Below are 12,961 nucleotides of genomic sequence, written 5' to 3' on the forward strand. Positions count from 1 at the left end.
GCGTACCTCTCGTCGTCCGGGGACAGGACAGAGGCGGCGCCTCCCCAGGTCGTGCCGGGGCAAACCCGCGAGTGGCGGGACTCACCGCGATGCGCAGCACGCAACGCGTTCCGGGGCGAAAGGCCACTGTCGGTGCCGTACGGCATGATGCGTGCGTGACCGGACGACTCATGCTCCTCGACACCGCCTCGCTGTACTTCCGCGCCTACTTCGGCGTCCCGGACTCCGTGAGGGCGCCGGACGGCACGCCCGTCAACGCGGTTCGCGGGCTGCTGGACTTCATCGACCGGCTGGTGAAGGACCACCGCCCGGACAAGCTGGTGGCCTGCATGGACGCCGACTGGCGCCCGCAGTGGCGGGTGGACCTCATCCCCACCTACAAGGCGCACCGGGTCGCCGAGGAGCACGAGGGCGCGCCGGACGAGGAGGAGGTGCCGGACACCCTCGCGCCGCAGGTGCCGGTCATCGAGGACGTGCTGGACGCCATCGGGATCGCCCGCGTCGGCGTCGCGGGGTACGAGGCGGACGACGTGATCGGCACGTTCACCGCACGGGCCGCCGGACCGGTCGACATCGTCACCGGCGACCGCGACCTGTATCAGCTGGTGGACGACGAGCGCGAGGTCCGTGTGCTGTATCCGCTGAAGGGTGTCGGCACGCTCCAGCTGACCGACGAGGCGGTGCTGCGCGAGAAGTATGGCGTCGACGGGCGGGGGTACGCGGAACTGGCGCTGCTGCGCGGCGACCCGAGCGACGGCCTGCCGGGCGTGGCCGGCATCGGCGAGAAGACGGCCGCGAAGCTGCTCGCCGAGTTCGGTGACCTGGCCGGCATCATGGCGGCGGTCGACGACCCGCGCGCGAAGCTCACACCGTCGCAGCGCAAGCGGCTCACCGAGGCCCGGCCGTATGTGGCGGTCGCGCCGAAGGTGGTGCGGGTGGCCGGCGATGTGCCGCTGCCGGACGTCGAGACCGTCCTGCCGCGCGCCCCGCGCGACCCGGCGGCACTGGAGGAGCTGGCCCGCCGCTGGGGGCTGGGCGGCTCGCTGGAGCGGCTGCTGACCACGTTGACGCGCTGACCCTGGGGGCACCGGCGGAACACCCCGGAAAAGTGCCCTCAGCAAGGTCTCAGGAAAGGGGTGTTGAATCGGAGCGAGGTGCTAACTTAGGTAAACCTAACCAATTGCAGGAGGCCGTGATGGCAGAGCGCCCGGGACGAAAGCCGCGCAAGCCCCATACCGCCCAGGTAGTACGCACCGAACGGCTGACTCCGCATATGCAGCGCGTGGTGCTGGGTGGTGAGGGTCTCGCCGGGTTCGCCGCGGACACCTGCACCGACCACTATGTGAAGCTGCTGTTCGGCGCCACCGGTGTCACCTACCCGGAGCCCTTCGACCTGGAGCGGATCCGCGCCGAGTTCCCGCGCGAACAGTGGCCGGTGACCCGTACGTACACCGTGCGCGGCTGGGACCCCGAGCAGCGCGAGCTCACCCTGGACTTCGTGATCCACGGCGACGAGGGCCTGGCCGGCCCCTGGGCCGTCAGGGCACAACCCGGCGACACCGTCCGCTTCATGGGCCCCGGCGGCGCGTACGCGCCCGACCCGGCGGCCGACTGGCACCTGCTCGCCGGTGACGAGAGCGCGCTGCCCGCCATCGCCCGCGCACTGGAGACGCTGCCCGCCGGCGCCCGCGCGCACGCCTTCGTCGAGGTGTCCGGCCCCGAGGAGGAGCAGAAGATCGACACCGCGGTGCAGGTCGTCTGGCTGCACCGCGGGGACCGGCCGGTCGGCGAGGCGCTGGTGGAGGCCGTGCGCGAGCTTGAGTTCCCGGCGGGCCGGATGCACGCGTTCGTGCACGGCGAGGCGGGCTTCGTCAAGGAGCTGCGCCGGTTGCTGCGGGTGGAGCTCCAGGTCCCGCGCGAGGACCTGTCGATCTCCGGCTACTGGCGTCTCGGCCACAACGAGGACGGCTGGCAGGCGTCCAAGCGGGACTGGAACGCCCGGATCGAGGCCGAGCAGGAGGGCGACCCGGCGGCAGCGGCCGCCTGAGCGCTCCGGAACGGCGACACCCCTCGAAGTGCCGCCCCCCGGCCCCCGCGTTCGGCCGCCCCCCATCGGCCCCTCCGCCGGTGGACCCGTCACGCCGACGAGGATCACCCGCACCCGCGCGTGCGGGTGCATGCCGAGCCGGCCGTCCGGGTGGAGGAGGGCGGCGCTGCGCTCGGTGCCCTCCAGGGCGAAGCCGACCCTGTCCGCGACCCGGCAGGACGCCTCGTCGGCGATGGCGTGCGTGAGCTCCAGCCGGTGGAAGCCCACCTCCCCGAAGGCCCAGCGGACCAGGGCCCTGGTCGCGCGCACGGCGACTTCCCGGCCGCGCGCCCGGGCCACCGCCCAGTGACCGCGCCGCCGTACCCTTGACCCCGATGAGACGCCGCACGCCGCCCCCGCCCGCCCCGCTCCCGCAACGCGACGGGGTGGACCCCGTACGGGTGAGACTGCCCGTGGGCGGGGCGTGGGCGACCGTGCGCGAGCATCTCGTGGAGCGGCTCACGGGGGCCGGTCCCGGGACGATCGAGTCGATGTTCGCCGACGGCCTGGTGGTCGGGGCCGACGGGCTGGCCGTGGCACCGGACGCACCGTACCGGGCGGGGATGTTCGTCTGGTTCCACCGCGAACTGCCGGCCGAGGTGCCGGTGCCGTTCCCGGTGGAGGTGGTGTACCGGGACGAGCACATCGTGGTGGCCGACAAGCCGCACTTCCTGGCCACCACCCCGCGCGGCACGCACGTCGCCCAGACGGCGCTGGCCCGGCTCCGCAGCGAGCTGGGCGTGCCGACGCTGACGGCGGCCCACCGCCTGGACCGGCTCACCGCCGGGCTGGTGCTGTTCACGGTGCGGCCCGAGGAGCGCGGCGCGTACCAGACGCTGTTCCGGGACCGGCGGGTGCGCAAGGAGTACGAGGCGGTCGCGCCGTACGACCCCACGCTCGCCCTGCCCCGGACCCTGCGCAGCAGGATCGTGAAGGAGCGTGGGGTGCCGGCCGCCCGGGAGGTCGCGGGCGAGCCGAACGCCGAGACCCGGGTGGAACTGGCCGAGCACCGGGCCGGTCTGGGCCGGTACCGGCTCGTGCCGACGACCGGGCAGACCCACCAGCTGCGGGTGCACCTGGCCTCGCTGGGCGTGCCCGTCCTCGGCGACCCGCTGTACCCCGAGGTGACCGCCCCGATACCGGCCGGTGACTTCCGGCGCCCGCTGCAACTGCTCGCACGCCGACTGGAGTTCACCGACCCGGTCACCGGCACGGACCACACGTTCCTCAGCGAACGCCGGCTCCGGGCCTGGACGTCGTACACCGACTGGGCCGACCCCGACCGGCCGCACCGGGACTAGTGCTGTGACCGGACCAGCCGGCCTCGCCGGGAGGGGAGGGCCCGGTGCCGATCAGTCGCCCCGCCACCAGCGCAGCAGGCGCCGCCAGAGGCCGCGGGGGCGGGTCGGGACCGCGGCCTCCGGCGGGGCGGTGTCCGCGGCGGAGGCCAGGGGGAAGGCGGCCGGCTGCGGTTCCGCGGCCGGGGCCGGGTCACTGCTCAGCGTGCCGACCTGCCAGGTGGAGCGCTGCGGCGGGACGGGCATGGCCCGCGGCGGCAGCTCGACGTCCTGCTGCGGCTTCGGTTCGAAGCGCACCGGCAGGGCCACCAGGTGCCGGGACGCGATGGACGACCGCCACCTCAGATCCTCCTCGGCGCAGTCCAGTTGGATGTCGGACAGCCGTGTCAGCAGCGCGTCGACGCCGACGTCGGCGATGGCGCGGCCGATGTCCTGGCCGGGGCACTCGTGCGCCCCGCCGCCGAAGGCCAGATGGGAGCGGTTGCCCTGCATGTTCGCGGACAGATCGGGCCGCACCCGTGGGTCCAGGTTGCCCGGGGCGGGCGCGAAGAGCAGTCCGTCGCCCTTGCGGATGCGCCGGCCGCCCAGCTCGGTGTCCTGCTTGGCGAAGTAGCCGAAGACCGTGCTGAACGGCGGCTCGTCCCACAGGGACTGCTCGATCGCCTCCGGCACGGTCATCTGGCCGCCGTTGAGCTGGGCACGGAAGCCCGGCTCGGTGAGGACCATGCGCAACGCGTTGGCGAGGAGGTTCGCGGTGGCCTCGTAGGCCGCGAAGAGGACGAGCCGCAGGTGTTCGCGGACCTCGTCGTCGCTCAGACCCGCCGGGTGGGTGATGAGGTGGCTGGTGAAGTCGTCCTCGGGACGGGCACGGCGGCGAGTGGTGAGCCGGCTCAGCGCGTCCATCACGTAGGTGTGGCTCTGGATGGCGGTCTCGGTGCCCTTGAGGGCGTCCCGCGCGGCCTGCACCATCCGGTCGTTGTACTCCTCGGGCATGCCGAGGATCTCGCACATCACGGCCATCGGGAGGTGCTCGGCGAAGTGGGAGACCAGATCGGCCCGGCCCCGCTCGCAGAAGCCGTTGACCAGGCCCTGGGTGTAGCGGCCGATGTGACGGCGGACGCTGCGGTGGTTGATGGTGGCCATGGCCGCGGTGACCGCCGCGCGCAGCCGCTGATGTTCGTCGCCCTCGGCGTGGGAGCAGATGGGCTGCCAGGCGATGTGCGGCATGAGGGGGTGGTCGGGCTTGACCTGGCCCTCCTTCAGCGGGGTCCAGATCCGGCTGTCCCGGGTGTACTGCGAGGGACTGCGCACCAGCTGGAGGTTCTCGGCGTGCCCGAGCACCACCCACATCGGCACGTCGTCGTGCAGCAGTACGGGGGCCACGGTGCCGTGCTGTTCGCGCAGGCGGTCGTAGAGGCCGCCGAGGTCCTCGGTGTCGGGGCCGTACAGCCGGTGCACCGCCCCGGGGCCGAGGCCGTGCGCGGGGCAGCCCGGCGGCGGGCCGGACGTGGGGTCTGTGCCGGTCAGTGATGAGGATTCAGACGTCACGGTGTCGCTCCGGAACGGGTGGTGTGGGGGTCGGTCGACGGCAGGTCAGGTGAGGGCGCCGGACATGGCGAGCGAGTGCAGGAAGCGCATCAGGGTCATCAGCACGTCCTTGCTGGAGGCCCGGCGGCGCACGTCGCACTCGACGATCGGGATCTCCGGGGCCAGGTCCAGCGCGGTGCGCAGCTCCTCGGTCGGGTAACGAGGCCCGTCCGGGAAGGAGTTGACGGCCACGACGAAAGGCACGCCACGCTCCTCCAGCCGGCCCATGACGTCGAAGCTGACTTCGAGGCGCCGGGTGTCGACCAGGACGACCGCGCCGAGCGCGCCTTCGAACAGGCCGTTCCACAGGAACCAGAAGCGCTCCTGGCCGGGGGTGCCGAAGAGGTAGAGCACCAGTTTGTCGGTGATGCTGATGCGGCCGAAGTCCATGGCCACGGTGGTGGCGGTCTTGGAGTCGGAGCCGTAGTTGTCGTCCACGCCGATGCCGGCCTGGGTCATGGTCTCCTCGGTGGTCAGCGGCCTGATCTCGCTGACGGAGCCGACCATGGTGGTCTTGCCGACACCGAAGCCGCCCACGATCACGATCTTCACCGCGGCCTGGGCCGTGTGCGGCAGATGGTCCTCGGTACGCGGGCCGGGGATCGTGTCAGAGCTTTTGAAGTCCATGCATCACCGCTTCGAGGAGTGAACGGTCGAAAGCCGCCTGGCGGACGATCGGGGCGCGCGCCTGCACCGATTCCGCCGTGATCAGCTTGGTGATCAGCACGGTCATCGCACCGAACGGCAGCTGGAGATAGGCGGAGAGCTCGGCCACGGACAGAGGGGCGACGCAGAGTCTCAGCACCGCCGCCTCCTCCGGTGATGCGGAGGGCGATGCCGCGGAGCGCGCCACGATTAAGGTCACGAGGTCGAGTTCGGCGCGGGCGCCGTCGGCGGATCCCGCGATGGTGTACAGCCGTTCGGGGTTCCCGGGCTTCTCCTGCCCCGGTGCCGGTCCTAGGGTCGGCGGGGGCGGTGGTGCCACCGGCTGCGGCCGGTGCCGTCTGCGTCGTGGAGGTGTCATACGGTCTGCCCGTTGTGCCGGGGCGGACTGGTGAGGTGGGCGCCGATCCGGACGACGAGGTCACGCATCATGCCGCTCATCCGGCCCGGTTCGCAGGTCACGTCGGCGAGTACGGCGAGGTAGGCGTTGGCACCGGCGTTCATGAGGTAGAAGTAGCCGCCCTCGATCTCGATGACGACGACCTTCATCTCGCCGGCACCGGGGATCTCCTGGATGATGGCACCGGCCAGGCTCTGCATGCCCGCGCAGGCGGCGGCCACCCGGTCGGCGGCGTCGGGGTCGCCACCGTAGCGGGCGATGCGCAGGCCGTCGGCGGACAGGACCACGATCATCTCGATGCCCGGCACGCCGTCGTTCAGCTGCTTGAGCATCCAGTCCAGGTTCGCTCGCTGCTGGATCACTTGAGGTCCCCCTCGTCGTCGGCCTCGGTGGCACCCCCGGCGGGGCCGGCCGGATCCTCGATCAGATGCAGGTACTTGGTCGGGTGGAGCGTGAAGTCGGTCAGTTCGGCCGCGGTGGCGTCCTCGGGCATGCCCTTCCTCAGGCCGTCCCAGAAGGCTTCCATCCACATGCCCGGCGGTCTGTCCATGAGCTTCTTGCGCTCGGGGTCGATCTCGGGCTCGGGTTCCGGCTCGGCCCGGGTCTGGGACCAGATGGTGGGCCTGCCCTCGCGCTCGGCGCGTTCGATGGCGGCCTGTTCCGCGATCCGCTGGCTGAGCGGTGTCTTCACCCGGCTGCGGCGCTGCGGCAGACCGCCCGCGGTCCACTCGGTGACCTCCGGGACGTCGTCCTCCATGGAGATCCCGGCGGGAATCTTGGGGCTGGTGGGGCGGCGTTTCTTGGGCGGGCGCTTGGGGCCCTCGACGGCGCCGAGTTCGGGCTTCGGGATGCCCGTGGCACCGATGCCGTGCGCGGCGCCGACGCCGGGCTCGGTGGTCGTCATGACACGCGGCACGATGAGGATCGCGCGGACGCCGCCGTAGGCGGAGGCGCGCAGCGAGACCTCCATGTCGAACTGCTTGCAGAGCCGGCCGACGACGGCGAGGCCGAGGCGCGGGTTCTCCCCGAGGTTCTGCGCGTCGTCACCGTTCTTGGCGTCCTCGATCATCTGCTCGATACGGGCGCGGGACTCCTCGCTGAGGCTGACTCCGGCGTCCTCGATCTCGATGGCGATGCCCGCCTGCACCTCCGCCGCGGTGACGTGCACCTGTGTCGAGGGCGGCGAGTAGCGGGTGGCGTTGTCGAGGAGTTCGGCGGCCGCGTGGATGACCGGTTCGACCGCGGTGCCCTTGATGTTGATGTTGACGATGGAGCTGAGGTCGATGCGGCGGTACTCCAGGATGCGGGACATGGCGCCGCGCAGCACGCTGTAGAGGGAGACCGGCAGGGGCCACTGGCGGCCGGGTCGGCCGCCGCCGAGGACGGAGATGGTGTCGGCGAGGCGGCCGATCAGCGAGGTGCCGTGGTCGATGCGCAGCAGGTCGTCGAAGACCTCCGGGTTGCGCCCGTGGTCCTCCTCCATCTCACGGAGTTCCTTGGCCTGCTGATGGACGATGGCCTGGACGCGGCGGGCGATGCTCACGAAGGAGCGCTCGGAGGCGTCCCGCATGGAGATCTCATGGTCGGCGCCGCGCAGGGCGATGCGCACCAGCTCGCGATAGCCCTCGGGCAGGCCGCGCAGTTCGGGGTCCTCGTCGAAGACGTTGCGCACGGTGTCCCGGAGCGCCTCGCCGCGGCGCAGCCGGAGGAAGCCGATGGGCAGGACGTCGTTGGCGAAGCGCTCCATCAGCTCGTTGTGCGCGGCGATCCGCTGTTCCAGATACGCGGCGTGACGGGCGTGGTCGGTCTGGGCCTCGCGGAGCCGACGGCCGCGCCGGACGGCCTCCCCGGCGGTACCGAGGACCAGCAGCACGGCCAGTGCTCCGCACACGCCGACGGCGAGCCGGGCCGAGGGCGGCACCAGGGCGACGGCGGCCCAGGCCGCGCCGGCCATCACTATGACCGGCGGCAACAGCACTCGCGCATAGGGACGTTCACGGCCGCCGGGAGGCTTCTGAACACTCACCATGGATGCCTTCTGGGATGAATCGGCTGGGTGTCGGGAGAGCTTGCGGGGGAAGGGTTCATAAACTGTCGGGATCTACTTCATATGTGGGAACAGGCGCACGAATTACCTCAACTCGGTGCGCCGCGGGCGAGCTTAGTCCGACCGGATCATCGCCGTGTCATATTCGGCAAGCACCTGAAATCGCCCTCGCGACAGGAGTACTCTCAACTCCTTTTGCACGCTGCGCTCTTGTTCGCACACATGTAGTAACGGCGCACGGGCATACGAAAGTCACTCACCGTGAAGAGTGAAAATGAATCGGCAGCCGCACCTCAGCGGCCGCGGCCGCCGTTCCCCGGGCGGCAGTGCGCCCCGGGCCGCCTGACAAAGACGGTCCGGGGCCGTGCGACGCGGCCGACGGCAGCCCTCACCAGGCGCCGGGAGCTGTGCCAAGGGCCACGACGCACCCGCGCTCCGCGACGAACGCCGTCAGCCCACCGACGAGTAGGCGACCACACCCCGCAGCAACTGGTCGACCGCCTTGCGCGCGGCCTTGACCACCGTCGAGCCCTCCATGGGAGCCGCCGCGGAGATCTGCCCGAGCACGTCGATGACCTGCTTGCACCACCGCACGAAGTCACCGGCCGGCATCTCCGCCTCGCGCAGCACCTCGTCCAGGCCCGTGCCGGAGGCCCACATGTAGGCGGCCCAGGCGAAGCCGAGGTCGGGCTCACGCTGGCCGACGCCCTCGGTCTGGTTGATCCGGAAGTCCTCCTCCAGAGCGTCGAGCCGGCCCCAGATCCGGACCATCTCACCGAGCGCGGCCTTGGCCTTGCCGGTCGGCAGCTTCGGCGCCATCGCATCGTCGCCGACCCGTGCCTCGTACACCAGCGCCGAGACACAGGCGGCGAGTTCGGCGGGGTCGAGCCCCTCCCAGACACGTTCGCGCAGACACTCGCTGGCCAGCAGGTCCAGTTCGCCGTACAGCCGCGCGAGCCGCTTGCCGTGCTCGGTGACCTCGTCGCCGCGCAGGTAGTCCAGCTCGGTCAGCAGGGCCACGATCCGGTCGAAGGTGCGCGCGATGGTGTTCGTGCGGCCTTCGATGCGCCGCTCCAGCTGCGAGGTGTCCCGCAGCAGCCGGTGGTAGCGCTCGGCCCACCGGGCGTGGTCCTCACGGTCGTTGCAGCCATGGCAGGGGTGGGCCCGGATGGCCGTCCGCAGCCGGGCGATCTCGCGGTCGTCGGCGGCCTGCGACCGCTTCTTGCGGGCCCGCTCCGACGGGATGTGCCCGGCCTTCGTGCGCAGCGCCGAGGCGAGGTCCCGGCGGGACTGCGGCGAACGCGGGTTGAAGGACTTCGGGATCCGCATCCGGTCCAGCGCCTCGACCGGGACGGGGAAGTCGATGGACGCCAGCCGCTTGACCTGCCGTTCAGCGGTCAGCACCAGGGGGCGCGGACCGTCGTGGTGGTCGTAGCCGCGATGCCCGTCGGAGCGGCCGGCGGGCAGTCCCGGATCCAGCACCAGGGCCAGACCGGCGTACTTGCCCGTGGGCACGTGGATGACGTCGCCCGGCTTGAGCTTCTCCAGGGCGACGGCGGCCTCGGCGCGACGCTGGTTCGCGCCCTGCCGGGCCAGCTCGGTCTCCCGGTCCGTCAGCTCGCGGCGCAGCCGCGCGTACTCCTCGAAGTCGCCGAGGTGGCAGGTCATGGATGCCTTGTAACCCTCCAGGCCCTCCTCGTTGCGCTGCACCTGGCGGGAGATCCCGACGACCGACTTGTCGGCCTGGAACTGTGCGAAGGAGGTCTCCAGCAGCTCGCGCGAGCGGTGCCGGCCGAACTGCTCGACCAGGTTGACCGCCATGTTGTACGACGGCTTGAAGCTGGAGCGCAGCGGGTACGTGCGGGTGCCCGCGAGACCGGCCAGGTGCTCGGGGCTCATGCCGCGCTGCCACAGCACCACGGCGTGACCCTCGACGTCGATGCCCCGGCGGCCCGCGCGGCCGGTCAGCTGGGTGTACTCGCCGGGCGTGATGTCGGCGTGCTGCTCGCCGTTCCACTTGACGAGCTTCTCCAGCACCACCGAGCGGGCGGGCATGTTGATGCCCAGCGCGAGGGTCTCGGTGGCGAACACGGCCTTCACCAGGCCGCGGACGAACAGTTCCTCGACGACCTCCTTGAAGGTCGGCAGCATGCCCGCGTGGTGGGCGGCGATGCCGCGCTCCAGGCCCTCCAGCCATTCGTAGTAGCCGAGGACGTGCAGGTCCTCGTGCGGGATGGAGGCGGTGCGCTCCTCGACCAGGGCGCGCACCTTTTCCCGCGCCTCCTCGTCGTTGAGCCTCAGGCCCGCGTACAGGCACTGCTGGACGGCGGCCTCGCAGGCGGCGCGGCTGAAGATGAACGTGATGGCGGGCAGCAGGCCCTCGGAGTCCAGGCGCTCGATGACCTCGGGGCGGCCCGGAGTCCACACGCGCGAGCGCTGCCTGCGCTCGCGCTCCCGGTCGGCCTCGCGCATCGCCCGGCCGCGCCTGCGGTCCTGGTACGACGGCCTGGTGGCCTCCATGCGGGCCAGGCGGACCAGGTCGGGGTTGACGGCCTTCTTGTGGCCCTCGCCCTCCTCGAACAGGTCGTACATGCGGCGCCCGGCGAGCACGTGCTGGAACAGCGGCACGGGCCGGTGCTCGGAGACGATCACCTCGGTGTCGCCCCGGACGGTGTCCAGCCAGTCACCGAACTCCTCCGCGTTGGACACGGTGGCGGAGAGCGAGACCAGGGTCACCGACTCGGGCAGGTGGATGATCACCTCTTCCCAGACGGCGCCACGGAAGCGGTCGGAGAGGTAGTGCACCTCGTCCATGACCACATAGCCGAGGCCGAGGAGGGTCTGTGAGCCCGCGTACAGCATGTTCCGCAGCACCTCGGTGGTCATCACGACCACCGGGGCGTCGGAGTTGACGCTGTTGTCGCCGGTCAGCAGGCCGACCTTCGCCGTGCCGTAGCGACGGCACAGGTCGGCGTACTTCTGGTTCGACAGCGCCTTGATGGGTGTCGTGTAGAAGCACTTCTTGCCCTGCTGGAGGGCGAGGTGGACGGCGAACTCGCCCACGATCGTCTTGCCCGAGCCGGTGGGGGCGGCCACCAGCACACCCTTCCCCGTCTCGAGCGCCTGGCAGGCTTCGATCTGGAAGGGGTCGAGGCCGAAGTCGTACATCTCGCGGAAGGAGGCGAGCGCGGTGGCCTGCTCGGCTGCCCGCCTGCGGGCTGCCGCATACCGCTCGGCCGGTGAGAGGTCCTCTGTCATCGTGCTTTCGAGCGTACCGGGCCCCACTGACAACAGGACGATCATTATCGGGATCGTCGGCCGGCCGGCGCGGGAGCGGTGGAACACGGATGCCCCCGTCCCTGGGGGGCGGGGGCATCGCGCGGCGGACCGGTGACGGTTCAGGTGACGTCGTCGTAGCCGTTGACGCGGTCGGTGCTCGCCTGCTCGGGCAGCGCGCGGCTGACCGATACGGGCTCGATCTCGCCGATGTCCTCGGGCGTGAGGTCCAGCTCGGACGCCTCGTCGTCGGCGGGACCCTGGGACTCGCGGCGGGCCCGGCGCCGGTCGTTGAGCACCGAGATGGCCACGGCGAGGAAGTAGAGCGCCCAGATCGGCGCCGCCAGCGCCAGCATCGTCATCGGGTCGGGGCTGGGCGTGGCCACGGCCGCGAAGACCGTGATACCGATCACCATGCCGCGCCACCAGCCCAGCATGCGCCGCCCGGACAGCACACCGGTGAGGTTGAGCATGACCAGCAGCAACGGCATCTCGAAGGCGAGGCCGAAGACGACGATCATGCGGGTGACGAGGTCCAGCAGGTCGTCCAGCGGCAGCAGGTTCTCAGCACCGTCGGGTGTGAGGTCGATCATCACCTTCGCGGTGGTGGGCAGCACGTGGAAGGCGAGGTAGCCGCCGCCGAGGAAGAGCGGGAAACCGAAGCCGACGAACGCGTAGGCGTACTTCTTCTCGGTGCGGTGCAGGCCCGGCGCGACGAACGCCCACAGCTGGTAGAGCCAGACCGGCGACGCGAGCACGACACCGGTCATCAGGGCGACCTTCAGGGCCAGGGTGAACGGCGCCAGCAGGCCACTGACGGTGATGTGCGCGCAGTGGACGTTCTTGGTGTCGGCCAGCTCCCCGAAGGACTGGTTGCAGCCGATCTCGTCGAGCATCGGCCGGGTGATGACATCGATGATGTCCCGGTAGAAGAAGGCCGCGATGATCGTGACGGCGAGGATCGCCAGGACACCCTTGGCGAGCCGGTTGCGCAGCTCACGCAAGTGATCCGCGAGCGGCATCCGCCCCTCGGGATCCCTCTCCTTTTTGCGGGCAGACTTGAGCAACCCACGTCCTCATCTCGTACAACGGACCGGATGCCCCCGGTCCTCGCGTCAGCGCTGGGTCGTGTCCGTCGGCTCGTTGACCGGGCGCGAGCTGGTCACGTCGCCGGGCGCGGCCTGGATCGTGCGCTGAGCGGGAGCGGGCTCCTCGGCGGACTGGGCGGTGTCGGCGGGCTGCTTGCCGTCTTCCTTCATCGCCTTCGCCTCGCTCTTGAGGATGCGGGCGGACTTGCCGAGCGAGCGCGCCATGTCCGGCAGCTTCTTCGAGCCGAACACGAGGAGGATCACCACAACGAGGATCAGCAGGTGCCACGGCTCAAGTCCGTTGCGGAACATAAATCTTCACCTTCTCACCGAGGCGGGCCATGTCCGACAGGTCGGACACTCGTCCGAACGTCATGCTGGCTGCGATCGTAACGCCTTGGGATGAACGCGGAACAATCCCTGGGCGTACTCCTGCTCCGCGGACCGCGCCTCGTTCTCGGGCCGCGACCAGCAGCGTACCTGGCCGGGTGGGCAAGGTGACAGGGCGAAGTGACC

General features: G+C 71.0%; 11 protein-coding genes and 1 pseudogene. 3 read left to right on the plus strand and 9 right to left on the minus strand.

Going from position 1 to position 12,961, the window contains the following annotated elements:
* Nucleotides 1–155 precede the first annotated feature (155 nt).
* Both ACIGYR_RS22940 and ACIGYR_RS22945 read left to right on the plus strand, forming a co-directional pair.
* Nucleotides 156–1,076 carry a 5'-3' exonuclease H3TH domain-containing protein gene (locus tag ACIGYR_RS22940; RefSeq protein WP_399600991.1) on the plus strand — a complete coding sequence of 307 codons (921 nt, stop codon included), beginning with the start codon at nt 156–158 and terminating at the stop codon, nt 1,074–1,076.
* Between the two features lie 119 nt (nt 1,077–1,195).
* Nucleotides 1,196–2,047: a siderophore-interacting protein gene (locus ACIGYR_RS22945; RefSeq protein ID WP_391844480.1), complete on the plus strand. Its 852-nt coding sequence runs from the start codon at nt 1,196–1,198 to the stop codon at nt 2,045–2,047.
* Nucleotides 2,048–2,155: 108 nt separating this feature from the next.
* On the opposite strand, the pseudogene ACIGYR_RS22950 reads toward ACIGYR_RS22945, so the two are convergent.
* Nucleotides 2,156–2,386 (minus strand): annotated as a pseudogene (locus tag ACIGYR_RS22950) (GNAT family N-acetyltransferase); the annotation flags it as partial.
* A 35-nt stretch (nt 2,387–2,421) separates the two neighbouring features.
* Between ACIGYR_RS22950 and ACIGYR_RS22955 the strand changes: the two are divergent.
* The gene (locus tag ACIGYR_RS22955) at nt 2,422–3,387 is read left to right on the plus strand and encodes a pseudouridine synthase (RefSeq protein WP_399600995.1); all 966 of its coding nucleotides are present in this window, start codon (nt 2,422–2,424) and stop codon (nt 3,385–3,387) included.
* Nucleotides 3,388–3,438: 51 nt separating this feature from the next.
* Here ACIGYR_RS22955 and ACIGYR_RS22960 read toward each other — a convergent pair whose 3' ends face one another.
* The 8 genes from ACIGYR_RS22960 to tatA all read right to left on the minus strand — a co-directional run bounded on the left by ACIGYR_RS22960 (nt 3,439) and on the right by tatA (nt 12,757).
* Entirely contained in the window at nt 3,439–4,932 is a 1,494-nt protein-coding gene (locus ACIGYR_RS22960; RefSeq protein WP_399600998.1) for a cytochrome P450, read from the minus strand.
* A gap of 45 nt (nt 4,933–4,977) precedes the next feature.
* Nucleotides 4,978–5,598: an ATP/GTP-binding protein gene (locus ACIGYR_RS22965; protein ID WP_391844474.1), complete on the minus strand. Its 621-nt coding sequence runs from the start codon at nt 5,596–5,598 to the stop codon at nt 4,978–4,980.
* Nucleotides 5,579–5,995 carry a DUF742 domain-containing protein gene (locus tag ACIGYR_RS22970; protein ID WP_399601001.1) on the minus strand — a complete coding sequence of 139 codons (417 nt, stop codon included), beginning with the start codon at nt 5,993–5,995 and terminating at the stop codon, nt 5,579–5,581. The genes ACIGYR_RS22965 and ACIGYR_RS22970 overlap by 20 nt, the downstream gene beginning before the upstream one ends.
* Entirely contained in the window at nt 5,992–6,396 is a 405-nt protein-coding gene (locus tag ACIGYR_RS22975; protein WP_391844470.1) for a roadblock/LC7 domain-containing protein, read from the minus strand. Before ACIGYR_RS22975 ends, ACIGYR_RS22970 begins: the two co-directional genes overlap by 4 nt.
* The gene (locus ACIGYR_RS22980; RefSeq protein ID WP_399601003.1) at nt 6,393–8,063 is read right to left on the minus strand and encodes a sensor histidine kinase; all 1,671 of its coding nucleotides are present in this window, start codon (nt 8,061–8,063) and stop codon (nt 6,393–6,395) included. Before ACIGYR_RS22980 ends, ACIGYR_RS22975 begins: the two co-directional genes overlap by 4 nt.
* A 468-nt stretch (nt 8,064–8,531) precedes the next feature.
* The gene (locus ACIGYR_RS22985; RefSeq protein WP_391844466.1) at nt 8,532–11,384 is read right to left on the minus strand and encodes a DEAD/DEAH box helicase; all 2,853 of its coding nucleotides are present in this window, start codon (nt 11,382–11,384) and stop codon (nt 8,532–8,534) included.
* Between the two features lie 95 nt (nt 11,385–11,479).
* Nucleotides 11,480–12,424 (minus strand): twin-arginine translocase subunit TatC, encoded by a 945-nt coding sequence (gene tatC, locus ACIGYR_RS22990; RefSeq protein WP_399601006.1) that lies wholly within the window; start codon nt 12,422–12,424, stop codon nt 11,480–11,482.
* Between the two features lie 48 nt (nt 12,425–12,472).
* Nucleotides 12,473–12,757: a Sec-independent protein translocase subunit TatA gene (gene tatA / locus ACIGYR_RS22995; RefSeq protein WP_391844462.1), complete on the minus strand. Its 285-nt coding sequence runs from the start codon at nt 12,755–12,757 to the stop codon at nt 12,473–12,475.
* Between the last annotated feature and the right edge of the window lie 204 nt (nt 12,758–12,961).

The sequence above is a fragment of the Streptomyces sp. NPDC053076 genome (genome assembly GCF_044546845.1).
GTDB lineage: Bacteria > Actinomycetota > Actinomycetes > Streptomycetales > Streptomycetaceae > Streptomyces.

What these genes read in the sequence shown, in the direction of transcription:
- ACIGYR_RS22970 (WP_399601001.1), bottom strand. Translation starts at nt 5,995, where the DNA reads ATGACACCTCCACGACGCAGACGGCACCGGCCGCAGCCGGTGGCACCA.
- ACIGYR_RS22955 (WP_399600995.1), top strand. Translation starts at nt 2,422, where the DNA reads ATGAGACGCCGCACGCCGCCCCCGCCCGCCCCGCTCCCGCAACGCGAC.
- ACIGYR_RS22985 (WP_391844466.1), bottom strand. Translation starts at nt 11,384, where the DNA reads ATGATCGTCCTGTTGTCAGTGGGGCCCGGTACGCTCGAAAGCACGATG.
- ACIGYR_RS22980 (WP_399601003.1), bottom strand. Translation starts at nt 8,063, where the DNA reads ATGGTGAGTGTTCAGAAGCCTCCCGGCGGCCGTGAACGTCCCTATGCG.
- ACIGYR_RS22965 (WP_391844474.1), bottom strand. Translation starts at nt 5,598, where the DNA reads ATGGACTTCAAAAGCTCTGACACGATCCCCGGCCCGCGTACCGAGGAC.
- ACIGYR_RS22945 (WP_391844480.1), top strand. Translation starts at nt 1,196, where the DNA reads ATGGCAGAGCGCCCGGGACGAAAGCCGCGCAAGCCCCATACCGCCCAG.
- tatA (WP_391844462.1), bottom strand. Translation starts at nt 12,757, where the DNA reads ATGTTCCGCAACGGACTTGAGCCGTGGCACCTGCTGATCCTCGTTGTG.